We start from the raw sequence: 25,082 nt of genomic DNA on the forward strand, positions 1-25,082 counted from the left end.
ATATAATTATTTAATGTTTATTTGTTAATAGGTTGCGCTACTAGTTAAAGTAAAACCTTATTTTTTTTCAATCCAGTTACCTTCCTTATCAGCATATACTGTTGATGCTGTTCCGTCAATGGTAACGTCCAATTTGTATTCTTGCTCCGCATTTACGTAAGCTTTATCAAGAGTGGCGGTCTCAAAGTCTGATGCCAATGCATCTTTCACTGCTTGTGGAAGTGCTTCTAACTTGATTTCTTTATATTCTTCTTGTGCAATTATTTCAATTTTCTCTGTTTGGTTCATCGCAAATGCTGATGCTGCAAATGTTGATAATCCTCCTAATATGATTGCTGCTGTTAAAACTACTTTTTTCAAAATATAATTATTTAATGTTTATTAGTTATTTCTTGTGTTGTTTTACTAATTAGGTATTTAGTATGGAACCTTATTCTTTAACAATCCAGTTTCCATATTCTTTTTCTTTAACAATCCAGTTTCCGTCCTTGTCAGCATATACCTTGTCAGCGTATACATTGGATGTTACTTCTTGAACGGTAATGTCCAATTTGTATTCTTGCTTAGCATTTACATAAGCTTTGTCTAGAGTGGCGGTCACAAAATCTGAGGCCAATGCATCTGTAACGGCTTTAGGAAGTTCTGATGTTTTGATTTCCTTATACTCTTCCTGTACTGCTATTGCGATTTCATCCAATTGGTTCATTACAAATGATGTTGCATGTGTTGATAATCCCACAAATATCATCGCTGCTGTAAAAACTACTTTTTCCATAATCTTGCACTTGATTAATTTTAAAATATATTTATTATTATACGTTTTTCTAATGTGTTAAAAGAAATAAACATGCCATTGAGATAATTAAAACGATATTAAGTATTATAAGATTGATCTTCAGGATATTAAAAATTTATTCTGATTCTTTGAATTTTTATAGAGTGTGTAAATATTCCATTTCTAGGGTACATACCGGGTAAAGATTATACGATTATCCATTAAAAGAGCGGTTTTTGAAAATTGTCACGTTATGAAAATGGAGACGGTCATTCTGCCAAATTCTATTTCCTTCAGAAAAAAACTTTGTATTTTTGCAGCTAAATCAAACAACAATGGCTCAAAAGATTTTAATTATTGGTGCATGTGGTCAAATTGGCTCAGAACTAACCTATAAATTACGCAGTATTCATGGTGATGAAAATGTGATTGCATCTGACATCAACTATAATAATCTCGACGTAGTCAATTCAGGTCTTTTTGAAATTGTTGATGCCCAAGATTATGGCTCTATCTTACTTTGTGTAGAAAAACACCAGATAGACACCATCTACTTAATGGCTGCCATGTTGAGCGCCACTGGCGAAAAATATCCTATGAAAGCTTGGGATTTGAATATGGACTCCTTATTTCATGTCTTGAATCTGGCAAAAGCCAAATTTATAAGCAAGGTATTTTGGCCCTCCAGCATTGCTGTTTTTGGACCAACAACACCTAAAGATGATACGCCACAACATACCATTATGGCGCCTACCACAGTTTACGGCATTACCAAACAGGTGGGAGAACGGTGGTGTGAATATTACTTTGACAAATATGGTGTAGACGTGCGCAGTATACGCTATCCCGGAATTATCAGTTGGAAAACAATGCCAGGAGGTGGCACTACGGATTATGCCGTAGAAATTTTTCACAAGGCGATCACTGATGGACGGTATGAGAGTTTCCTTTCTGAAGACACACAACTCCCTATGATGTATATGGATGACGCTATTGATGCGACCATTCAGCTTATGAATGCGCCAGCCAACAAGCTGACGATACGGTCTTCTTATAATTTGGCCTCCCTTAGTTTTACACCTAAAGATATTGCCAATGAAATTCAGAAGCATGTCAAGGATTTTATCATTTCGTACAACCCTGATTTCAGACAGCAAATTGCAGATACTTGGCCAAAATCTATTGATGATAGCGTAGCCAAGAAAGATTGGAATTGGAGCCCTAAGTTTAACCTTAAAAAGATGAGTGATGTCATGATGACTGAATTAGGCAAGAAATACGCGACTTCAGAAAAATAAGTCTTCAAAAAGATGCTATTCTCAGGTTTGAGATAGTTGCCCATGTTGCTTTTAAATAATGGCAAAAAGAAATCATAAAAAAAGGTTATACCAAAACGGGTAACCTTTTTTGTGTTTTCAAAGGCTCATTCAAACATACTTAAAAAATCAGGAGAAGGTTGCAGAAGCTTGAAATAAAATAAGATTAACCTGATTAGCAGTTTATTAACACTTATTAAGAGAATCCTATTAGAAAGTTAATGCTATCCCAAATAAGAATTCTTTAAGATAATATGGTGCCTGTTGCTTGTATCTTAGTAATCAACTTAAAAATCAAAACATATGAAAACCTCATTAGAAGAAGCCAGAGAACAAACACATAAAGACACTGTCAACGTTTTGCAAAACATTATAGAAAAGAATTATGATGCTGAAAAAGGTTATAAGAAGGCGATGACGGACGCAAAAACACCAGCCTTAAAAAACTTTTTAAAAGAACAAGCGTTGCAAAGAAGTCATTTTGCTACTGCAATTGACAAAGAACTGCGTCAGTTAGGGGAAGCGCCAAAAGAAAGTGGAAGCGTTACAGGATCATTGCACCGTGCATGGATTGATATCAAAAGTTCACTCACCGGTGATGATGATGAAGCCGTACTTGAAGAAGTGATCCGTGGTGAGAAAGCAAGTGTTGATGAATATCAAGATGTGATAAAAAACAACACATTGGAGCCGCACATCAATAGTGTGTTGGAATCACAATTAAGAGACATTCAAAGGACATTGGGCCGTGTAAAAACGCTTGAAGATATTGCCTAATTTTTGATTCATATAAATTATTAGAAAGCCTCCTTTTAGGGAGGTTTTTTTATGTTATAAAAGGTCTCAGCAGTACTCGCATTTTTTATAATTTGAGCTACTAAAACTCACCTTATCCTTAATATATAGGAATATCAAAATAGCGAGACTAAAATTTTCTTGAGGGTTTGACTACTAATAACACGTAGTATAAAAAAACACTCGGTATCATTACCAGCTCCCGCCTCCGCCTCCGCCAAAACCTCCTCCCGAAGAGCCACCTCCTGATGACCCACTACTACTGGGCGAACTGACCATTGTTGATGTGGCAGTAGACATTGTGTTTGCAAAAGAATTGGTGAAACTGCTCATCGTAAAATTAGTATGCGCCGCTGAACTATACCAACTGGGTGGTGGTATGTTTAACGCATCAAATTTATTAGCCCACTTGTCAAATAGGCCGAAGGCAAGCGCATAACCCATGGTCGTCTCAAAATAGGAAGGATCTTCAATAATGAGCATTTTCAATTTATTGATTTCTGCCACTTTTATAAACTGCTTAAATCCCTTCAATTCAGAAAAGGCTGCGTTCCCTTTTGGATTCTTTTTAACCATAAACCTATTCATAATAAGCAAAAGAACATTTAAAATGACTAGGGCGAACGTCGCAATAAATCCCCAGACAAACAACAGCACAGGTACCAATACAATGGTCACTAAAATAATGCTCCCATAAGTGATATTCCGCACACGTTTGGAACCTCCTTCATAATAAGGCTGCGCCTGCTTCTTTAAAACACTGCGTGCGCTGCTCATCTTGGTATAGAATTTATCTTTTAAACTACTGATAAGCACTTCAGTATCATCTGGGCTAATAGAACTCCCAAACAATCCGCTAAAGATGGTCCTTTCATAACTTGAGGCCTCATCAGGCAAGGCCTTTAGTGCTACCAGCTTCGTGTCAGAAGATGAGAACCATCCTTTTTTTGGAATCTCTTCAATTCTTAAAATCCCTTTCGAACCCCAATATGGAATCAAGGAAATTAGATCAGACGTGTCATCTGCATCATTCATTAAAAATCCCGCCATGGCAGGATCCATCCCTTTGGGTGGAAAATAACTAGTACTACTAATCACTTCATCATCCTTACCATAACTTTTCCAAGTCATATAAAATCCTCCAAGGAGCGCAAGCAATACAAACACCCACCCATAATCCGTCCAAAAAGGCCAAAGGGGTTTTATTTCAGCAATAGCATTCGGCGGCAGATTAATGAGAATGGTCACACTTTGCCCTTCCTCAGACTCAAAGCCGGGTTGGCTCTTACCTTCCACGACGCCATTCGCGATGGTAACGTCAAAGTTTCGACTCAAATCGGTCGTCGCACTTAATCCAGAATACACAAACACATCACTAGTATCCGCCGCTATTGAAGTTGGTAGATGTACGCTAAACACAATACTATTAAAAGTTGCCCGCCAGTTACTAGGCTTCAAATTCCAATAGAATTTAACCCCATCAGCTTCATATAAAAAGGCATTCCATACCCGGTATCTGATTTTATAATGTTGCGCACCTGTAATGGACTTGTCGGCATCCCCTATTTTTATTTGAAAGGTTTCACTTAACTTTTGTTCAAAGTTAGAAGGTGTTATAAACGTGCGTCCAGGCACCTCAACATTGCTGATCATAATTTTTCGAGTCTCCTGCTTCACTTCTTCGGTTACTACATCATAACTGGTTTGGATATCCCTATAAATTCCGTGCTTTGGAAATGCAAAGGTAAGATCATAGCTTTCCACCACATCAAAATAACCTTCCTCATGGATGGTAATATCTACAGCGTACTTATCAACCGTAAAGTCTTGAGCATACCCAAAACTAAGGCTCAAAAAAGCAAGGAGTAAAATTGGTATATGTTTCATTAGCCCATAAATTGGAGGAGATGGCGCATCACAAATTAATCAATGGAAGGGTTTAAGTAGTGAAATAGACACGGTATTTACGAAAAATCAACTTTCACGTTCTCTCTGCTGCCAGCATCCGCTTCAAAAAAGTCAAAGTGCTGATAACGTAGCATTCCAGCAAACAAGGCACCCGGTAGACTTTCACCATACGTATTATTTTCCCTTACCGTACCATTATAATAACGGCGACTCCGTTCAAGGTTTTCTTCAATTTCGCTTAGTTTGGCCTGTAAATCGAGGAAGTTGGTATTCGCTTTCAAATCAGGATAGGCCTCACCCAAGGCAAAAATGCTCCTTAAACTATGCTGCAATTGGCTCTCTGCTTTTATCTGCGCATTGATATCGCCCTCTGGCACTTGCATTGCGGTATTGCGCGCCTGAATGACTTTTTCTAAAGTTTCCTTTTCGTGCGTGGCATAGCCTTTTACGGTTTCTACTAAGTTTGGAATCAAATCATAGCGCCGCTTGAGCGCCACATCAATATTGCCCCAGGCATCCTTTACCAAATTTCTGTTTTTGGCAAAGCGGTTGAACGCACTTACCATCAAAACGCCAAGAAGGACAATAATGCCCAAAAGAATATAAATAATCATAAACTGTTGATTTTTAAGATGAACCTGCTTTTAAAATAGGAAATTCATTCATTATAACACCCCAAGATAGTCATTTTTGGAGTATCTTTATCAAGCAATCAAGCGTTCTATTGTCTATCAAAATCATACCTAAAAAACGGTTCGATCACGATACATCCCTACACCGACAAAGCAGCGCATAGTTTTCATCTTCAAACTAATCATTATGTTACAACCCACCTCACCCGGTGTTTATGTGGAAGAAGTTTCCACCACCACCCCAATTGTTGTTCAAGTAAATGGCAGCATTCCTGCCTTTGTGGGCATTACGGCACTTATTCCTCCAATTGGCTTCAACACCCCTTTACGGATAACTTCACTTTTGGAATACGAAGCTCATTTTGGCAAAGCAAAATATCCCAATAATTTTCAGATTGAACTGGTCAATAATTCTGGCACCCTAAAAATAAAACAGATCTCTCAAGAACCCGCGGCGCAACAAGCCATACTCTTTTATGCCATGCAACTCTATTTTATGAATGGTGGTGGCCCGTGTTATATCGTTCCAATTGAAACACCCATCAAGGCGCATTACATCCTAGGCATTGATGCGCTGGCCGCTGTTGATGAAGTCAGCTTGCTGGTTTTGCCAGATGCATGTTTGCTACTCAATACAGCAGACTACCATGAGATCTGTAATAGTGCATTGCAACATTGTGGTAGCATTACCAACCGTTTTGCTATTTTAGATGTGCTTGACACCGCTAATGGTGTAAGGCAGTTTCGGAATCAGGTGGTGACCAATTTAAGAGATGGCGCTGCGTATACACCACATTTAAAAACCAACTTCAGTTTTGACTATGATGAAAATGAAGTGCTAGTAACAATTGACGCTGCAGCTCCCGTGAATATGAGTACGCTTGCCAGCAGTAGCAATTTGCATTACCGTTTTTTAAAAACAGCTTTGGAAAATAGTCCAAAAGTGACCTTGCCACCAAGTGCTGCCTTAGCAGGTATTTATGTGCGCACAGATAAAGAACGAGGCGTTTGGAAAGCCCCAGCCAATGCAAGTATCATCGGTATTACGGGAATTACAAGAGCGATAGCAGAGGACGAACAGACCACTTTGAATGTAGATCCTATTTCTGGAAAATCAATCAATGCCATTAGGAGTTTTCCTGGAAGGGGCATATTGGTTTGGGGCGCTCGCACTTTGGCCGGTAATGATAATGAGTATCGTTATGTTTCAGTACGAAGGTTTTTAAACGTTGTAGAGGCATCCGTTTACAAGGCTTCTCGTTTTGTTGCGTTTGAAGTTAATGAGCAATCCACATGGAACCGTTTAAAAGTGATGACAGAAAACTATCTTCAAACCTTATGGCGGGCAGGAGCACTACAAGGAACCTCAGCAGAAAAGGCCTATTTTGTACAGGTCGGATTGGGATCAACGATGACGGAACAGGACATTTCAGACGGAAACGTGATCATCCAGATTGGTTTGGCTGTTGTAAGATCTGCGGAATTTGTGATGATCAAAATCATACATCATCAAAAGAACCCATCACCAACGGACATCACGCCGCCAGAAACAAAGTCTCTCACGTCAATTCAAACCAACATGGAATGGTCTGATTTGATTATAAATCCTGAGACGAAGCATCAATTGATGGATATTAGCCAATGGATTTCTCACAACAATACCTTGTTGAATGAATGGGGATTGGCCGGAAAGGTTCGGCAGAGTTTTAGCGCCCTATTTTATGGCCCGTCAGGCACCGGGAAGACTTTATCAGCTGCCCTCATTGGGAAATCTGCAAAACGCTCTATTTACAAAGTAAAACTTTATGAAATATTAGGCAAATACATAGGTGAAACGGAGAAGAATCTGGATCAATTATTTCAGCGAGCTGAATTACAAGGCTCAATTTTATTCTTTGACGAGGCTGATGCACTTTTTGGCAAACGCACTGAAGTTAGAGATGCACATGACCGTTATGCCAACGTAGAGGTTTCCTATTTACTTCAGCTGCTTGAAAAGCATTCAGGCCTCATTTTATTTGCCACCAACCATAAAGCTAATATTGATCCCGGTTTTACACGTCGTTTGGATATGCTTGTAGAATTCCCTATGCCTACGATAGACGAGCGCCTGCAGTTATGGAAACAAAATATCCCGACCAAAGCAATACTGGCCGATACTATTGATTTAAAAACCTTAGCCGAAGCACATGAACTTACTGGTGGCGCTATATTGAATGTCATTTACTACGCTTGTTTGCAAGCACTGAAAAAAGCAACACATAGGATTGAGGAGTCGGACGTTTTAGAAGGCATTAGGAAGGAGCTTTCCAAACAGGAGACGGATTGAATGTAAGTTTTACCATTCTGGCGTTCTAAAACCAACCAATAAGACTCCTTGGGTACTTTCTGCTGTTTACTGTTCCATCCCAGCCAAAATCATTTGGTTTTAATTGAGTTATCAAATATCCATAATTAGAGCAATTTCCAATCGCACGGCTATTGTATGTGGTTCTTATGTCAATGGGTTTGATAAGCCTGTCCATGCTATTAATAACAGTATTTATAAGTATGACCAACTCATTAAGTCCTATTTGCAATTTTATTCTACCAATCTAAGCCAATTACATACTCTAAATTAATGTGTGTTTCCTTAACGGTAATGGTACCTGGTTTCGAATTTATATAATTTGACAATGGAATCAAACTTTGAAAAGGTGGACCCAACATGATATCTTGGGCTATGTTGCCGCCATCATCATCTGCAAAGGCAATATATGCTGTTAGTTCTGAAACATTGATGAATAATTCTTCATTTTGTAAATTCCAACTAAGGTCATTTTCATTTTCTCGAGTTTGAGATCTATACCAGAGCCATGAACTTGATGGCACTCTACTTCTTGTACCATCTAAGAAATTCAGCCTTGGTTTGAGGACACCAAAAAACACGTCTGCTAAATGATTTGGGTCTGTTGTTGCGTACTCACTATCCCAAGTGTTTCCCATATCAAAAAAAGAGTTGAGTTTTACACTTAGTAGTTGCACGGCATTACCTCTTTCAACAGTTACGCTTACAATATTATCCACAACATCGCCTGCGCTATTTTTAACTCTATAAATAATAGTTTTAGGACCAAGCGTATCAAAATCTAAATATAAATTAACTGTTGTATCGAAGGTTGAAGATGAAAATTCTGAGTCAAATGTTTCCCCGCCATCTTTAGAAAAGCTAATTTGATTTATCTTCTCGTTGGCAGTTGCAGTTAAGGTTAGTATTTGGTCAACTACGAGTGAAGTAGTACTTTGTGTCACTGAAACTTCAAAAGTTGAAGTGTCGGCGTCATCTGATGAATTGCAGGCAAAGCATAAAAACAAAAGGATGTAAGTTAGTTTTTTCATTTTTTTTAAATAAAATTTCGTGATATGTCTCTAAACTTTCAGCAATTTACAAAGCTTTACCAGATAAATGCATAATAGCTTTTTAGAGAAATGATTCTCCCTTATAAATAGGTTGAAAAATTTGAGTAACAATAACATCTTCAGCTCCTTTTCCAAAAGCACGATTTATGAATTTGAATACTGTTTTACTTAGTACCTCATTACCGATATACCATCATTTTTCTCCAAAACGGATTTAAATTTAAGGACTATTTTAATCACGTCTTTGTTGATGCAGTTACAATAATCGTTTTCGTTAATTTGAACGGGCCTCAAGCAACTATAGGAATTGAAAATGTAATCACCGCTCAAGACAAACTTATCAAGAATTATATGCTTAATCAGCTAAACCTGATGTTGCAACAAAAGAGGTTTTGCGTTACAGAGAGGCTTTAAAAATGGGTACTCAATTATTTAAGGATAAATGGTTTCTTAATACAAACGGAATTATTGCTATCCAAAAAGAATTAGAAGAAAATAACGCTGGATTGAGAAAGCTTACCGGAACGGCATTTTCAGTTACTCCACAACTTTTTGACTTGATCCTATAAACCCTTGTAAACACCGAGTAAAACCTAAAACTTCCCCAAAACAAAAAAGAGCTACATTTTCATGTAACTCTTTGTTTGCTCCTCCTCTTGGGCTCGAACCAAGGACCCTCTGATTAACAGACTCTCAAATTCAGTTTTCATTTATTTACTTTTAGCTTCTTATAATCTCATTATCAGTGTTTTATGACTTTTTATTTTGTTTCTGTTTGCATTTGATTTACCTTTAAAAGGCAATTTGTTGTACATATGTTGTACTGATTTTAGGCTATCTAAAGTAACATCATTGTTGAGATTGTGAAGATATAATGCATAAATGTTGTACTAATTTATTCAAAACCTATGGCAACCGTAAAAACCGTATTAAGAAAAAGAAAACTAGCTGAAGGAAGTTACCCCATCTCTTTGAGGGTGTGTAAAGATAGAAAATCGAAATATTTTCAAACAATATTTAGAGCATTCCCGATGGAGTGGAATCAAGCAAAGGGTAACTTCACTGGCAAGAATTCCAATAATATCCAAAATAACAGATTACTACTTAAATTCAAGGATAGGGCTTTGAAAATCCTTTCGGATTTGGAAATGGAGAAAAGTGATTTCACGCTAAAGGATTTTGAAAATCGTTTTAGAATAATCCACAATCCGGTACAACAAAACGTTTTCTACTTCTGGAATGAGATTATGGAAGAATTTATTTTTGCAGGGAGAACAGGAAATGCCAGAGCTAATAAAGGCTGTTATAATTCCTTAAAAAAATTTAATAAAAGCACCCAACTTAACTTTAAAGAAATTACCCCATCTTTTTTATTATAAGTATGAAGCTTTTTTAAGGTCTCGAGGGGGAAGCGACGGTGGTATAGGTGTGCGGATGAGGACCATTAGAGCATTATACAACTTTGCCATTGAAAGAAAAATAGCCAAAGAACTGGAATATCCCTTTAAAATCTATAAGGTCTCAAAACTAAAAGGTAGAAGTCTCAAAAAGGCATTAACATTAGAGGAAGTGCTCAAAATTAGAAATCTGGACTTGAAAAAATATCCATGGTTGGTGAATACACGACACTATTTCATCTTTAGTTTTTACACTAGAGGTATGAATTTTGCGGATATGATGAAACTTGAGTGGAAAGATACTGACCAGGACAAAATTTATTATAAGAGATCCAAAACGAAGGGTAATTTTAAAATTAAAATTGTACTCCCTGTTCAGGAGATATTGAATCATTATAAGGAGTTTGCCATTGATACAAAATATGTGTTTCCTATTCTATTAAATAACAATATGACGCCACCACAATTAGAAAACAGAAAACATAAAACGCTTATACGCTATAATAAAGAATTAAAAGAAATTGCAGTTATATGTGGTATTGATAAAAACCTAACCAGTTATGTCGCCCGACATAGTTTTGCAAACTGCTTAAAACAAAAAGGAGTTGCTACGGATATAATTAGCGAATCTATGGGACATCAAAATCTTGCTGTAACGCAAGCTTATCTCAAAGAATTTGACAATTCCGTTTTGGATGATGCGATTGAAATATTGGTTTAACATTACTGTATGCATGGTACTTTTGCATTTTCTTATTTGTTGTTAGGTAATGTTCTATACAGGAGATAAGTGTCTAAAGTTTAACTAAATTATTTAAATTTTATTTTCCCAATCACTTGATGTCACTTGGTTTCCAAAGGATGAATGTCTAAAACCGATTTGGTTTAGCTAAACTTCCATCTAAACAGATTTTTTATTAAGAGGTATAAAGATTCAAATAGTCTTTAAACACGTAAATTTTTCCGCGTTTTGCACCAGTAACTTCTTTTAATATTTCTAAATTTTCTAAATCAGCTATTAAACTATAGGCAGTACGTTGCGAAACCTCTGTAATTTCGATGACTTTGTTAACCTCTATCATTGGATGTTTTAATAAATAGTGCAATATTTTTTGAGCATTATTTGCTCTAGACCCTAAAGTTTGAATTTTAAGTTCTGAATTTTGCTTCAATTTTAAAACTTCGTCAAATGTGTCCACTCCCTTTTTAGCCGTCTCTATAATGCCCACTAGAAAAAACTTAAGCCATTGCTTTAAATTGTCATGAGTTCTAACACGCATTAAATTATCGTAATACAAGGTTTTATTGCGTTCAAAAAAATCTGAAAGGTATAATATGGGTTTTTTTAAAATCCCTTTATTTACTAAATATAAGGTTATTAATAATCTCCCAACTCTGCCATTACCATCCAAAAAGGGATGAATGGTTTCAAACTGATAATGGATAATTCCAATCTTGAGTAAATCTGGAAAAAAAAGTTCTTCGTTATGGGTAAATTTTTCTAAATCACTCATCAAATCTCCTATACTGTTATGCACAGGCGGTATAAAAACGGCATCGTTGATAGATGCGCCTCCGATCCAATTTTGACTTGTACGGAATTGACCTGGCATTTTATATTCACCTCGCACGCCTTGCAATAGCATTTTATGCGTTTCCTTAATCAAACGACTTGAAAATGGTATTTGCTCTAACATACCAATAGCCTTTTGCAAGGCTGTTATATAGTTTTGAACTTCTTCCCAGTCATCTCTTTTTTCATTACTAACATCTTCTTTGTTTAATAACGCCTCTTCCATATTTGTTTGCGTACCCTCAATTTTACTACTTTGTGTAGCTTCTTTAAGTACATGCATACTAATAAACAACTCAATATCAGGTATATGTTCACTATACATATCTAGCCGTCCCACTTGTCTATCTGCCTTTGAAAGCAACGCTATCAATTCCATATCAGTTAATAACCATTGCTTATTTATTTCTTCTGGTTGGAAACTTTTATAATAACCTTGATTTATATATTTTCCGGCTTTAAAGTCTTGCATTTTTTTTCAAGAATTTTAGTTTAAAACTTTTCTTATTGCAAATTAAAGATAAAATTTACAATAGAGCACGTGTTATTGTAATTTTTTGTATTTTTTTGCAATAGTGTTCGGTCTATTGCAAAACTCCAAGATTTTTTTGATTTCTTTTTTTCTGCCCGTCCTGCCAAACGGAGTCAAACAGTCGGGCGACAGAAAGGTTAATAGCCTTTTTTAAAAATGTATTCTTTTGTCTATATGCCGAATGGTAAAATAGATTATTCTTTTTAAAACTCAATAATAAAATGACAAAATCACAATACTGGATTTAGCACATGTACTCATTCATATTGAACCGAAGGAATAAAGATTAAAGCGATCCATTCAAAAAATTTATAGTTGCTTATTTCCCACTCTTGATTAATACAAACAACACTCAAATCACAAAGCAGCACTATAAATATATAGCTAAGATTTAATAGTTAGGTAAAATGAATCCAATTCACTATTCCTTAAAGATTTAAACAATAATCTATCAATCAATAGTCACGAAATATTCTAAAAACTTAAAAAACAACGTAAAGCAAATCAAAAGAATAACAACCACTAGAATACTAATCCATAGTATTTTATCCCTTTTAGTAATGGCCGTTTTTTCAGTTTGCTCTTTCTTTTTTTCCTTCTGACGTCTTTCCCGTCTATTTTCTGGCATATTATGGTTTTTTAGTTATAAATCTGTCTAGTTCTTCCAATCCATCTTCTGCAACCGAACCGCATTCAAAATAGCCAACAAAGCTACGCCAACATCAGCAAAGACTGCTTCCCACATTGTGGCAAGACCACCTGCACCCAAGACCAAAACCACCGCTTTCACACCAAATGCCAATCCAATATTTTGCCAAATTATTCTACGTGTGGAACGTCCTATTTTTATTGCTTTTGCAATCTTGCTCGGTTGATCGGTTTGTATAATAACGTCAGCGGTTTCAATGGCCACATCACTACCTAAACCACCCATTGCTATACCGACATCACTTGCTGCCAACACTGGAGCATCGTTGATACCATCGCCAATAAAAGCTACTTTATTATCGGTTTCGGACATCAATTTTTCAACTTCGGCCAATTTATCTTCTGGCAACAAACCACCTTTAGCCCAATCGACGCCCATTTCTTTTGCGACTTGTTGCGTAATAGAATCTTTATCACCAGAAAGCATTATGATTGTTTTAATGCCAGATTCACGTATTTGTTTTATCGCCTCGTGAGCATCATCCTTTAATTCATCTGCAATGATTACATAACCAGCGAATTTACCTTCTATGGCAACCATTACAATAGATTCCACAATAGTATCAGTTTCAGATGGCACTTCCATGTTGTTTGAAGTCATCAAAGGTTTATTTCCAACTAAAACGGTTTTACCATTGACGGTGCCTTTCAATCCCTTTCCTGCAATTTCAGATACATTGGTCGCCGAAAAATCTTCACCATCGGCTTTATATGCCATAATCGCCTTGGCAATAGGATGGGTAGATTGTTCTTCCATCGCCATTAAGTATTTCATCATTTCGGCTTCGCTCAAGGACCTATTTTCTTTATCGCTTATAACAATAGATTTAATTTTAAAAACACCTTTAGTGACGGTTCCGGTTTTATCCATTACGACAGTAGTCACTTTGGTCATTTCATCTAAAAATGAAGCACCTTTAAAGAGGATTCCATTTTTTGAAGCGGCTCCCAATCCGCCGAAATAACCTAACGGAATGGAGATAACTAAAGCACACGGACAGGAAATAACCAAGAAAATCAAGGCTCGGTACAACCATTCCTGAAATATATAGTCATCTACAAAAAAGTATGGTAAAAATGTCAACGCAATTGCAAGGAATACGACAATTGGGGTGTAAACCCTCGCAAATTTCCTGATAAACAATTCGGTTTTTGATTTCCTCGCGGTGGCGTTCTGCACCATATCAAGAATTCTGGCAATAGAGCTGTCCTTGAATTCTTTGGTAGTTTCGATTTCGACAACGCCATCCATATTGATGCTTCCCGCAAATACTTTTTCACCTTTTGCAATAGTATCTGGTTTGCTTTCACCCGTTAAGGCAGCTGTATTGAAAGAGCCTTTTTCAGAAAGTAAAATACCATCTAAAGGTATTTTTTCTCCCACGCGGACTTGCACTTTCTCGCCAATGTTGACGGTTTCTGGATTCACTGAAATGTAATCATTGTCGCGATATACCAACGCCTCATTCGGCCTTACATCCAACAACGCTTTGATGTTTGATTTTGCCCTGTTAACGGCTGCGTTTTGAAACAGTTCTCCAACGGCATAAAACAGCATTACTGCAACACCTTCAGGATATTGACCAATGGCAAACGCACCTATTGTGGCTATGGACATCAAAAGAAATTCAGTAAAGAACTCGCCTTTCATAATGCTTTGCAATCCCTCTTTTACAACTGGTAATCCAACAGGAATATAAGCAATCCCATACCAAACGATGCGAACCCAATCTTTAAAAAATGGAACCTCATAGTAATCCATCGCAATTCCAGCAATGAGCATTACAAAGCTGAAAATTGCTGGTAAATATGTTTTGAAGGTGGCTTTCTCTGTTCCGTGGGAATGCCCATCATCGTGGGAATGTTCACCTTTAAGTTTTTGGGTATCTAAATCCCGAAGGTTTTCTTTTTTCTTCATTATCTATTTATTTATTTAACCAAATTAATGCTTCGTCTTTCTCGGTTAACTCAAAATATTTTACTTCAGAACCTGTGAAGAAATTGGTTGCCTTAGCGGCCCATTCCTGCCATTTCTTTTCGCCAACTTATGCTATTTTCCCATAATCTGAGAGGTGCGAAGCATCAACTTTCAACTCTGCCCATAAACCTTTGAGATCGTATCCGTGAAAATCGTGCATCTCAAAATAGAAATCTGTCTTTTTTCCTTGTTTAGTAATTTTGTCGGTAAGTGGATGTATTTTTTCAACATCACTTTTCGATATTTTGCCTTCCAATTTTACGGCAATTAGAGTGTATTTCTGTGTTTCAAAAAGATGTATTATAACCTTAGATTTTTAAATAATCTAATGATTTTATAGATGCAATGGAAGTGCATTTAGTGTCCGCTACACTTTTCACATAACCCTTTGATTACCAAATTTACATTTTCTGCCAAATAGCCTTCTGGTAAATTGATGTGTGGGATTTTGTATTCCGTTAAACAAACGGTTTCATCACAGTTATTACAGTAAAAATGTAAATGCAGGTCTTGTTCTAATTCACAATTGCAATTTTCTTCACAAACAGCATATTTAATTGTTCCTGTGCCATCGTCAATTTGGTGGACAATCCCGTTTTCCTCAAAGGTCTTTAAGGTTCTATATAAAGTAGTCCTTTCAGAATTGTCGAAATATTCCTCGATGTTTGTGAGGCTTACTGCAACTTTCTTTTGCAACAGGAATTTTAAAACCAACAATCGCATAGCAGTTGGCCTAACAGTTCTTGATTCAAGAGTTTTCTCCAATTTGTCCATTTTTCACAAGGTATTGCCTTTTAAGGATTCTCCCGTTTTAATCTGAAACGCATCTTCAATGTTGGCAACGTAGATGATTCCGTCTCCTGGCTCTTCAGTTTTGCCATTTTTTATAATGATATCAATTGCGGTTTGGGCTTCTTCATTTTGGCAAACCAATTCCAATTTTACTACGGGACTTTCTGTTATATGAAAATCCAAGGATGGTCTTGCACCTTTCGCCTTAAAAGCTCCTGTCCCTTCTGATTGTGATAAGGTCATACTCTTGAAACCATTATCGGTAAGGGCATCGATTACTTTCTGAATCCTGTTTGGTTTTATAAATGCTTTTATTTCTTTCATAATTCTGATTTTCTGTTTATTTAGACCTCACAGGCTTTAAAAACCTGTGAGGTCTTTATTTTCTTTTCAGTGATTAGAGAACTTAATGGCTGTGTTCCAATTCGCCTTTCATCATTTCTGACGATAGCGTATAGGCGCCCTTGGTAACCACTTTTACGTCTGCTGCAATTTCTTTTGGAAGATTGACTTCCACATACCCCAAATCGGAAATCCCAATGGTTACAGGTATCATTTTAAATTTCATTCTATTTGCTTCCTTCTCGCCACTTTCATCTAAAATAAAAATAAACGCTTGCGCCCTCTCTTTGATTATCGCATCTTCAGGAACCGCGAATGCCATTTTTTCATCTTGGATTATCCGGCCTTCCACATACATTCCGGGAAGCAACTCTTTATCTTCGTTGTGAACGTCTGCGTGTACGTGCAACGCTTTTGGGTCGGTTTCAAATGTTTTACCTACGGCGTGGATTTTTGCCTTTAAAAGCTCGTCTGGTTTTGAGGCCACCGTAAAATAAATTTCCTGTCCCTTCTTGACCTTTCTGATATCCTTTTCATAGACTTTAAAATCTGCGTGTATTTCAGAATTATCGCTCACCGTAAACATTTTGGTCTGTGGTGCCACGTAATCTCCAATGCTCACCATCACTTCATCTACATACCCACTTATCGGTGTTGTAATAGCGATTGCAGAAAAAATCTGCCCTTGCAAAACCTTATCGGTGTTTATCCCCAATAATTTCAACTTTGAACGCAACCCATTTACCGACGACGTGGTGGAACGAAATTTTGATTGTGCCATTTGAAAATCTTTACCAGAGGAAACGCCTTTGTCAAAAAGGATTTGTTTACGTTCAAAATCCTGTTTCAAGAACGCGAGCTCGTTATTTTTTTCCTGATATTCCTGCTGCATTGTTATAATATCTGGATGCTCCAAATATGCCATTACTTGACCTTTGTTTACTTTATCACCTTCAATAACCTTAATGGAACGCACGTTGCCGCCCACAAAAGGACTGATATTTGCTCGGTCTTGCGGAAACAATTCCAACTGCCCTGTCACTTTTATGGTATTGCCCAAACTCTTTTTTTCCAAAGGTTTCATTTCAAGACCAATTGTTTCGGCCTGTTGTTCTGTAATTTCCACGACACTTTCTTCATCACTATGGCCTTCTTCGTGGTGAGAATCTTCGCCGTTTTCCGTAGATTCGGAAGTAGTTTCATTGTGTCCCATTTCTCCCTTCGCTTTCTCATTACAAGAAGCGAGTACCAAAGTCAAGGCCAAAAATAGGGTTACTGCTATTGCTTTATTTTTCATTTCTATAGTTTTTTATATTATAAATTGCCCAATTGGTACTGCACCTCAATGGCCTGTTGGTTATATTGATTGATATATTGTAAATGTGTTTGTTTAATCCTAATGGCACTATTTAGGATAGTGATATAGTTTACATAATCTATTTCGCCTTCCTTTGATGCTAATTGCGCGGTGGCTATTTGTTCTTCCGCCAAAAGCAAAGCCCCTTCTTCGTAATACGTTAATGTCTTTTGCGTTTTTTCGAGGGATTTGAGCAGTTGCGAAACATGGCTTTCGGTAATCGCCTTATGTTCCAAATATTGATTTTCTGCGACCATAACATCTGCCTTGGCTGCTTTTACCCTTGATTTCTGCGGAAAAAACCACAAGGGAATACTAATTCCTGCCTGATAGGTATTAAAGCCTGAAACATCTGCTACCACTTGCCGTCCGTATGAAAAGTTAAGTTTTGGTAAAAACTCCGATTTTTCAACGCCTACATTGGCTTTGCTGACTTCCACATTTTGCAGTGAATATTGCAAAATCGGATTGTTTGCTACAGAAGTTGAATCCATCAACGTATTCAAATTCAATGGCTCATAGCGAACTGAAACCGTTTCAATAGAACCATCCGTTCCCAAAAATTGCTTTAAGGCACGTTTAGTAATTTCAATATCATCATAAGCCTGTTGCCGTAATACTTGAACCTGTTGGTATTCCGAAGAAGCAGAAATAAATTCCAACTTGCCCGTTTCTCCAGTATCATAGCGCAACTGTGCAGCGTTTTTAAAATTGCCATACACACTGTCCAATTGTTCCGCAAAAAGTAATTGTGCCTTGTTGTAGTTTATTTGGTCGTAGGCTTGCATCACATTGCGCACCAATTCTTGCTCATTTACGGCATAGAACTTTTCGCCCAGAGCCACACGTTGTTTATGGAACTTCGATTTTGAAAAACCCGAAAGCAAATCGATATTCGCTTGCTGAACACCAATGGTGGTTTGAACCCCTGGAAGGTTATTTCCATATTCCTCCTTTCCTGTATAAATATGCGTACTTCCCAAGTCAAAACTTGTGCCTTTCAGTGCTTTTTCACGCGCTATAAAGGCTTGGCCTTCTTTAAGGGACGGATAATTCAGCTTTGCCATTGCAATGGCTTCTTCCAAAGTAATTGTTTTTGAAATTGTCTTTTCCCGATTTACTTCTTGTGCAAAAGTATTTCCAGATGTGAACACACCTCCCAACAATAATACTATAGTAATTATTGTAGTGCTTTTATTGATATAGCTTACAGTACCACCATTACTTTTCCGCTCTTTTCGTGATTCCAGCCAATAATATAAAATAGGAATAACCACCAATGTCAAAAATGTTGCCGTGAGCATTCCTCCAATAACTACCGTTGCCAACGGGCGTTGGACTTCGGCACCTCCAGAAGTGGAAACCGCCATTGGAATAAAGCCCATAATTGTTGTAATGGCGGTCAATAAAATGGGACGCAAACGTTCATGTGTCGCTTCGTAAATACGTTTTTTTAAATCTGTCATGCCACTTTCTTTTAATTCGTTGAATTTATTGATAAGAATTAATCCATTTAGAACAGCGACTCCGAAGAGGACGATAAACCCGACTCCCGCTGAAATACTGAAAGGCATCCCACGAAGCCATAAAACGAGAATGCCCCCAATGATGGCCAAAGGCACTGCGATATAAATCATTAAGGCTTGTGTAAATGAGTTTAAAGCAAAGTATAGCAGAATAAGGATTAATAAAAGAACGATTGGTACCACTATAATTAATCGGTCTGTGGCGCGTTCTAAATTTTCGAAAGACCCACCGTAAGTGACGTAATAACCAGCTGGCAATTTAACTTCGGTTTCCAATTTCTGCTGAATTTCTTCCACCATCGTCTTTACATCGCGTCCACGTACATTTACCCCAACCGAAACGCGACGGTAGGTATTGTCCCTTGAAATTTGCATAGGGCCAGGTTTGTAGCTGATATCAGCTACTTCCTTTAATGGCACTTGTGCACCGTTTGGCAAATCAATAAAAAGATTCTTAAGACTGTTGATGTCTGTTCTAAATGCTTTGTCTAAACGGATGACCAGATCGAATCTTTTTTCGCCTTCAAAAATTACCCCAGCTTTTTCTCCAGCAAAAGCGGCACTTACATAATCGTTCAATTTATCGACGGTTACGCCATATTGTGCCATTTTTGCCCGATTGTATACCACCGTCATTTGAGGCAAACCGCTAGTAGCTTCCACATTGAGATCTGCCGCTCCTGGAACCGTTCTGATGACTGCTGCGATTTCCTCAATCTTCTCAGCCAAAACTCCCAAATCCTCTCCATATAATTTTATGGCAACATCTTCCCGCACGCCGGTTAACAATTCATTAAAACGAAGTTCTACAGGTTGCGTGAATACAAAGTTAACCCCTGGAATGACTGAAATTTTCTCTTGAATTTTTTCTATGAGTTCTTCTTTACTGCTTGCCGAAGTCCATTTGCTTTTATCCTTCTCCAATATTATATAACAGTCGGCTATATCCATTGGCATTGGGTCAGTGGGAATTTCGGCAACCCCAAATCTTGATACCATCGTTTTTACCTCTGGAAACTGTTTAACTAAATTTTCAATTTTTTTTGAAGTTTCGATGGATTGGGTAAGACTGCTTCCGGGTTTCATCAATGCCTGCATGGCGATATCACCCTCATCAAATTTGGGTATAAATTCGGCTCCCATAGTGCTAAAGATATATGCGGCAAGCAAGAATAGCGCGACTGTCCCAATAATGACCCCTGCTTTAAAACGCAGTGCAAAATTCAATAAGGGTACGTAGGCACGATTTAAAACGCGCATAATTTTATCACTGAACCTATCAATTCCGTTTTCGAGTTTGACAAACCAACCATTTTGATTTTTTGCTGGTTTTAGGACTAAAGCGGAAACCATTGGCACATAAGTAAGACAAAGAATAATGGCTCCCAAGACGGCAAATCCAAAAGTGAATGCCATTGGGCGAAACATTTTTCCTTCCACACCTGTTAAGAACAGTATAGGCGTAAAAACAATGAGAATGATCAATTGTCCGAAAAAAGCCGAATTCATCATCTTACTTGCTGAATTGTATGCTATTTCATCCATTTCTGTCTGGTCAATAACTGATGTGCTTTTTTTCATTCGTTGATGGATATGGAACACCATTCCTTCCACGACGATGACCGCACCATCCACAATAATCCCAAAGTCAATTGCACCCAAGGACATGAGGTTGGCCCAAACACCAAATTGTTTCATTAAAATAAAGGCAAACAATAAACATAAAGGGATAACCGAAGCTGTGATCAAGCCCCCACGGACACTCCCCAAGAGAAGCACCAATACGAAAATCACAATCAAAGCCCCTTCTATTAGATTTTTTGCAACGGTACTGGTCGTTCTTTCTATGAGGTCACTTCGTTTTAAAAAAGGTTCAATGTAAACCCCATCAGGTAACGATTTCTGTATAGAAATCAAACGTTTCTCTACATTTTTAACCACATTGCTGGCACTTTCACCTTTTAACATAAATATTTGTCCACCTACAGCTTCCTGGCCATCTTGTGTAAAAGCACCATAACGTACTTGACTGCCGTAGCCAACTTTTTCAGCCACATCACGTATTAAAACAGGACTCCCGTTTTGCGTAGTAACAACCGTGTTTTCTATATCGGAAATGCTACGTGCCAAGCCTTCCCCTCGGATAAAATTGGCCTGGTGATTTTTCTCGATATAGGCACCACCAGTATTCGCATTATTGGCTTTCAAGGCTTCAAAAACTTGATGCATTGTAATCCCAAAACTTTTAAGTTTATTTGGATTGATCGCAACTTCATATTGTTTTACAAATCCTCCCAACGCATTGACCTCAACAACACCGGGCACCAAAGCCATTTGTCGTTTTACAATCCAATCTTGGATGGTACGAAGTTCCATGGCATCATATTTATCTTCGTAACCTTCTTTTACTTTCAGGGTGTATTGGTAGATTTCTCCCAAGCCCGTAGTAATGGGTGCCATAAAAGGTTTGCCAAATCCTTCGGGAATTTCCTCACTTACTTCTGATAGTTTCTCTTGCACAAGCTGACGCGGTAGATACGTTCCGGCTTCGTCTTTAAAAACAATGGTAACCACGGAAAGACCAAAACGGGAAACGGAACGCAACTCAATAACATCGGGCAAATTGGCCATTGCCAATTCCACAGGATAGGTAACAAATTGTTCAATATCCTCCGTTCCCAAATTCGGGGCGGTTGTTATAACTTGTACTTGATTGTTAGTAATATCGGGTACAGAACCCAAGTTTATCGTAGCCATAGAATAAATGCCTGTGCCAATAAGCGCCACGATAAATAGCCCAATAATAAATTTGTTATTAATGGAAAATGAAATGATTTTATTAATCATAAATAGAGTGTTAATTCAGTTGAAATGATTAATCCACGCGAAAACGTGAACTAAAATTAAAGCAATGCTTAAATTAAAAAACATCACATTAGGATATAGCTATCCCTTAAAAAAACTGAATTATGCTCTTGGGGGTTGGAAAAGAGATTCCAGATATCTGGAATTTAATTGAAAAGTGTAAGAATTAAATTGTTTTCCCTCTTCAATCTTTAATCGATCGAGTAGAATAGAATTGGCTTCTATAATAAATACTAAAGGATGACAACATTGCTGATGAGCATGAACAGGCATATTCTCCTTATCCTGATTGTTATGATGCCCTTCATTTTTTGCATCATTATCAACGTAATCTTCCACTACATAGTCAAAGAAAGAGTCACCATAAATTTTATGGTCTTGATAGTGGGTAATAAAATTTGAAATTTTCTGAATTGGCTCGCATAGGTCCACATCTTGGCTAATTCCTTGAAAAAGGAATAGAAATGACATGGATATGGAAAGGAGTATTTTCATTAATTTTGACAAAGATACAAATTAATGAATGCAATGGTTGTGCAAAACTCAAGCTAAAAATAGATACACTTTCGTCTTTAATTGAAAAATTCAACTCAAAAAGATAACCTGCAATAACTTCAATATTTTGGTTTTTAGATCAGACTGTAATTAATAGCGAGCAACCAATAAGGTCTCGTATCCCAATTCGAAATCTATAGACATATATCAATACCAAAGTAATTTACTTTACTTACTAATTTTTAACTTACAAAATTCATTAAATATTCCTCTATTTAACAAATTCCGAGCAATCGTCAGTCGGTTTATAAGTTCCCGCACCTTGCTGGTACACCAAGGATGCTCCCAAATGCCCTGTATAAAGCAAACCTAAAAGTGCAATAATTAATAAGCAGAAGTTGATTGGTTTAATTACATTTAAATATTTGAGAGTAATAAATTTAGGAATTATTTTAAGGCTCAATGCAACTGAATAAACAATCAAAGTGGCATAAGACCACCATTGATGCTCTTGAAGAACTTTCGGGTCGCAAATTTTTCTAACTTCTATTGAATAAGCCAATTCGCCTGTATAAATAGCAAGCCAACCACTAAACACGCCAATAATCAACATTACAAAAGTCATCTGTTTTACAAACAGATGATAGACCTTATTTTTAACAGCTAAACATAAGATAGCTGCAACAGAAGCCAAAAGCAGTGCGACTATTGGTAAGTGTACAGAAAGTGGATGCCATACTTCTTCTCTCCAGAGTGAAGGAATTTCAGCAGTCATTTAGTTAATCTAAAGTTTTCACTGATATAGGCACATTTTTATTACCTTTTTTCTCAACTGTTATTTCAACTTTACCATTTTCTTTTAATGCATCAAAAGTGGAAGCTTGTCCATCATTTGTCATCACTTTGGTCTCATTTGTAAAATACAATTCAATGAGTTTATCATCCGCAGTTCTAACATAAATTTCTTTTTCACCCGCTTCTACTTTTTCTGCAACGCCTTGATAAGTTCCTGAATCTACAACATCAGTTTTTTTATTTTCACCACAAGAATTTAGCAAGAATGCAAATCCTAATACTAGTCCTAATACTAATTTTTTCATTTTTAAGGTTCTTCAAATTTAAAAAATATAATTTGTCTTTTCGAGTTAAACCGTTTTTAACTTGCTGGCAACTGCGATTATTTCAATGTTTTTTTATGCTATTTACACGCTTTTATCAATCTACTATTATAAAATGTTCTAAAAATTGAAGAGAAAGTAATGAACTGAATAGCAAGACGGAAATAACTATAATCCCTATCCAAATTATCTTACTTCGTTTAGAAATAGTGCTTTTTTCGGATTGATTTATATTTCGATTTTTAATACGTCTGTTTCTACGCTTTTCTGACATAATTGTTTCTATTTAATTAGAACCTTATTTCTTCTCTTTAATTCATATAATTTTTAATCACCATTACAATTACCTTTTTTATTCATTCGGTTCAATATGAATCAATACGTGTCCCAAACTCGGTATGTTATTTCGTAAATGATCCTTTAGGTTATGAGAAATATCATGCCCAACCTTTACTGTAATCTCACTATTAACAATGACGTGTAAATCCACATGAAATTTCATGCCAGATTTTCTAATAAAACATTTCTCGGTTCCCAGAACACCTTGTACTTCCAAAGATTTTTCTCTAATTTCAATGATCAGGTCATCATAAAGCTGCTCGTCCATAACTTCACCTAAAGCTGGTCTTAAAATTAAGTAGCTATTGTATAGAATAAAAGCAGAAGCAAATAAGGCTGCCCAATCATCAGCAGTTTCATACCCTTTTCCAAATATAATGGCAATAGTAATTCCTATAAATGCCATAACCGAAGTTATGGCATCACTTCTATGATGCCAAGCATCTGCTTTAAGTGAAGAACTATTTGTTTGTTTGCTTTTTTTAATTACAATTTGAAACGAAATTTCTTTCCAAACTATTATTAGACCTAACACAATCAAAGTCCAAGATTTTGGGGTTTTATGTGGTGTCTGAATATTTTGAATACTTTCGTATGCAATTATTGTAGCAGAAACAACAAGAAAAGCAACTACGCCAAACGTGATTAAGGGTTCAATTTTCCCGTGTCCGTAAGGATGATTTTCATCTGCTGGACGTTTCGCGTATTTAAAACCTAATAAAACTAAAAATGAAGCGAAAATATCTGTTGTGGATTCAATAGCGTCTGCAATTAAAGCATAAGAATTACCAAAAAAACCGGCAAGTCCTTTTATAAGGGCTAAAACAGTATTTCCAATGATGCTGAAATATGTTGTTCGTATGGCAGTTTGTTCGTTATTCATTCTATTTTAATGTAATACCCATAAAAGTAGTATTATTAAATTTTAAAGTGTAATTATGAAATCTACAAGAATTGAAATGCCTATTTATTCAAAATATGCTTTTTAACTATGGTTCCTAAATCTTTCTCCGAAAACCAAATATCCTCTGGATGCAAATGAAGAACAGGCGCTTGTTCACATTTATTGTTGCAATCCATTTGTTCAACGTCAATTTTATTTTTTAGTTTGTATTTTTTTATATAGTAATCTAAAAGCTTTCCTTTTTTCTTTCTGCAGTTTGCACCGTCACATCTGTAAATGATGGATTTATTATTTTTAGAATCTTCCATAGTGTTATTGTTGATGATTTTTG

The 25,082-nt window shown here is 36.8% G+C and carries 23 protein-coding genes and 1 pseudogene; 6 read left to right on the forward strand and 18 right to left on the reverse strand.

The features are described 5' to 3' along the window. Nucleotides 1-57: 57 nt before the first annotated feature. On the reverse strand, nt 58-360 hold the full coding sequence (locus tag A9996_RS06265; protein ID WP_066432347.1) for a hypothetical protein: 303 nt from the start codon (nt 358-360) through the stop codon (nt 58-60). Nucleotides 361-430: 70 nt separating this feature from the next. Next, nucleotides 431-775, reverse strand: a complete 345-nt coding sequence (locus tag A9996_RS06270) for a hypothetical protein (RefSeq protein WP_066432349.1) — start codon at nt 773-775, stop codon at nt 431-433. A 335-nt stretch (nt 776-1,110) separates the two neighbouring features. On the opposite strand from A9996_RS06270, the gene A9996_RS06275 reads away from it, so the two are divergent. Together A9996_RS06275 and A9996_RS06280 are read left to right on the forward strand one after the other, a co-directional pair. Further along, nucleotides 1,111-2,073, forward strand: coding sequence for an NAD-dependent epimerase/dehydratase family protein (locus A9996_RS06275; protein ID WP_066432351.1), 963 nt, complete (start codon nt 1,111-1,113; stop codon nt 2,071-2,073). A gap of 321 nt (nt 2,074-2,394) precedes the next feature. After that, complete coding sequence (locus A9996_RS06280; protein WP_066432352.1) at nt 2,395-2,868, forward strand: ferritin-like domain-containing protein; 474 nt, start codon at nt 2,395-2,397, stop codon at nt 2,866-2,868. Between the two features lie 210 nt (nt 2,869-3,078). Here A9996_RS06280 and A9996_RS06285 read toward each other — a convergent pair whose 3' ends face one another. After that, on the reverse strand, nt 3,079-4,773 hold the full coding sequence (locus A9996_RS06285; protein WP_066432353.1) for a DUF2207 domain-containing protein: 1,695 nt from the start codon (nt 4,771-4,773) through the stop codon (nt 3,079-3,081). A 77-nt stretch (nt 4,774-4,850) separates the two neighbouring features. Next, nucleotides 4,851-5,408 carry a LemA family protein gene (locus A9996_RS06290; RefSeq protein WP_066432354.1) on the reverse strand — a complete coding sequence of 186 codons (558 nt, stop codon included), beginning with the start codon at nt 5,406-5,408 and terminating at the stop codon, nt 4,851-4,853. Nucleotides 5,409-5,613: 205 nt separating this feature from the next. Here A9996_RS06290 and A9996_RS20080 point away from each other — a divergent pair, with 205 nt between their 5' ends. After that, nucleotides 5,614-7,755: an AAA family ATPase gene (locus A9996_RS20080; RefSeq protein WP_066432358.1), complete on the forward strand. Its 2,142-nt coding sequence runs from the start codon at nt 5,614-5,616 to the stop codon at nt 7,753-7,755. Nucleotides 7,756-8,012: 257 nt separating this feature from the next. On the opposite strand, the gene A9996_RS06300 is transcribed toward A9996_RS20080, so the two are convergent. Then, nucleotides 8,013-8,804, reverse strand: a complete 792-nt coding sequence (locus A9996_RS06300) for a hypothetical protein (RefSeq protein WP_066432359.1) — start codon at nt 8,802-8,804, stop codon at nt 8,013-8,015. Between the two features lie 437 nt (nt 8,805-9,241). Here A9996_RS06300 and A9996_RS19835 point away from each other — a divergent pair, with 437 nt between their 5' ends. From A9996_RS19835 to A9996_RS20815, 3 genes are all read left to right on the forward strand, one after another. Further along, complete coding sequence (locus tag A9996_RS19835) at nt 9,242-9,394, forward strand: hypothetical protein (RefSeq protein ID WP_157487187.1); 153 nt, start codon at nt 9,242-9,244, stop codon at nt 9,392-9,394. Nucleotides 9,395-9,733: 339 nt separating this feature from the next. Continuing rightward, nucleotides 9,734-10,204: a phage integrase SAM-like domain-containing protein gene (locus A9996_RS20455; RefSeq protein ID WP_066432361.1), complete on the forward strand. Its 471-nt coding sequence runs from the start codon at nt 9,734-9,736 to the stop codon at nt 10,202-10,204. Then, nucleotides 10,152-10,943 (forward strand): site-specific integrase, encoded by a 792-nt coding sequence (locus A9996_RS20815; protein ID WP_282955921.1) that lies wholly within the window; start codon nt 10,152-10,154, stop codon nt 10,941-10,943. The genes A9996_RS20455 and A9996_RS20815 overlap by 53 nt, the downstream gene beginning before the upstream one ends. 196 nt (nt 10,944-11,139) lie before the next feature. On the opposite strand, the gene A9996_RS06315 is transcribed toward A9996_RS20815, so the two are convergent. The 13 genes and pseudogenes from A9996_RS06315 to A9996_RS06370 all read right to left on the reverse strand — a co-directional run bounded on the left by A9996_RS06315 (nt 11,140) and on the right by A9996_RS06370 (nt 25,059). Beyond that, nucleotides 11,140-12,267, reverse strand: a complete 1,128-nt coding sequence (locus tag A9996_RS06315; RefSeq protein WP_066432364.1) for a Fic family protein — start codon at nt 12,265-12,267, stop codon at nt 11,140-11,142. A gap of 511 nt (nt 12,268-12,778) precedes the next feature. Next, nucleotides 12,779-12,955: a hypothetical protein gene (locus A9996_RS20090; protein WP_169817241.1), complete on the reverse strand. Its 177-nt coding sequence runs from the start codon at nt 12,953-12,955 to the stop codon at nt 12,779-12,781. Nucleotides 12,956-12,982: 27 nt separating this feature from the next. Then, a complete protein-coding gene (locus A9996_RS06320; protein WP_111625881.1) occupies nt 12,983-14,953 on the reverse strand; it encodes a heavy metal translocating P-type ATPase in 1,971 nt (656 codons plus the stop codon). 7 nt (nt 14,954-14,960) lie between these two features. Continuing rightward, a pseudogene (locus A9996_RS20945) lies at nt 14,961-15,317 on the reverse strand (SpoIIAA family protein). Nucleotides 15,318-15,370: 53 nt separating this feature from the next. Further along, on the reverse strand, nt 15,371-15,787 hold the full coding sequence (locus A9996_RS06330) for a Fur family transcriptional regulator (protein ID WP_066432368.1): 417 nt from the start codon (nt 15,785-15,787) through the stop codon (nt 15,371-15,373). Between the two features lie 3 nt (nt 15,788-15,790). Further along, nucleotides 15,791-16,129, reverse strand: coding sequence for a P-II family nitrogen regulator (locus A9996_RS06335; protein WP_066432370.1), 339 nt, complete (start codon nt 16,127-16,129; stop codon nt 15,791-15,793). Nucleotides 16,130-16,211: 82 nt separating this feature from the next. Further along, on the reverse strand, nt 16,212-17,444 hold the full coding sequence (locus A9996_RS06340) for an efflux RND transporter periplasmic adaptor subunit (protein WP_066432372.1): 1,233 nt from the start codon (nt 17,442-17,444) through the stop codon (nt 16,212-16,214). 17 nt (nt 17,445-17,461) lie between these two features. Then, nucleotides 17,462-21,877: a CusA/CzcA family heavy metal efflux RND transporter gene (locus tag A9996_RS06345; RefSeq protein WP_066432373.1), complete on the reverse strand. Its 4,416-nt coding sequence runs from the start codon at nt 21,875-21,877 to the stop codon at nt 17,462-17,464. Between the two features lie 120 nt (nt 21,878-21,997). Next, nucleotides 21,998-22,390, reverse strand: coding sequence for a hypothetical protein (locus A9996_RS06350; RefSeq protein ID WP_245905302.1), 393 nt, complete (start codon nt 22,388-22,390; stop codon nt 21,998-22,000). 271 nt (nt 22,391-22,661) lie between these two features. Further along, a complete protein-coding gene (locus A9996_RS06355; RefSeq protein WP_066432375.1) occupies nt 22,662-23,165 on the reverse strand; it encodes a DUF2231 domain-containing protein in 504 nt (167 codons plus the stop codon). Between the two features lie 4 nt (nt 23,166-23,169). Beyond that, a complete protein-coding gene (locus A9996_RS06360; protein WP_066432377.1) occupies nt 23,170-23,490 on the reverse strand; it encodes a hypothetical protein in 321 nt (106 codons plus the stop codon). A 370-nt stretch (nt 23,491-23,860) separates the two neighbouring features. Next, a complete protein-coding gene (locus tag A9996_RS06365; protein ID WP_066432379.1) occupies nt 23,861-24,730 on the reverse strand; it encodes a cation diffusion facilitator family transporter in 870 nt (289 codons plus the stop codon). Between the two features lie 80 nt (nt 24,731-24,810). Beyond that, nucleotides 24,811-25,059: a (2Fe-2S) ferredoxin domain-containing protein gene (locus A9996_RS06370; RefSeq protein WP_066432380.1), complete on the reverse strand. Its 249-nt coding sequence runs from the start codon at nt 25,057-25,059 to the stop codon at nt 24,811-24,813. Nucleotides 25,060-25,082: the final 23 nt, after the last annotated feature.

Origin of the sequence: Gelidibacter algens (assembly GCF_001678675.1) — a bacterium.
Classification (GTDB): domain Bacteria; phylum Bacteroidota; class Bacteroidia; order Flavobacteriales; family Flavobacteriaceae; genus Gelidibacter; species Gelidibacter algens.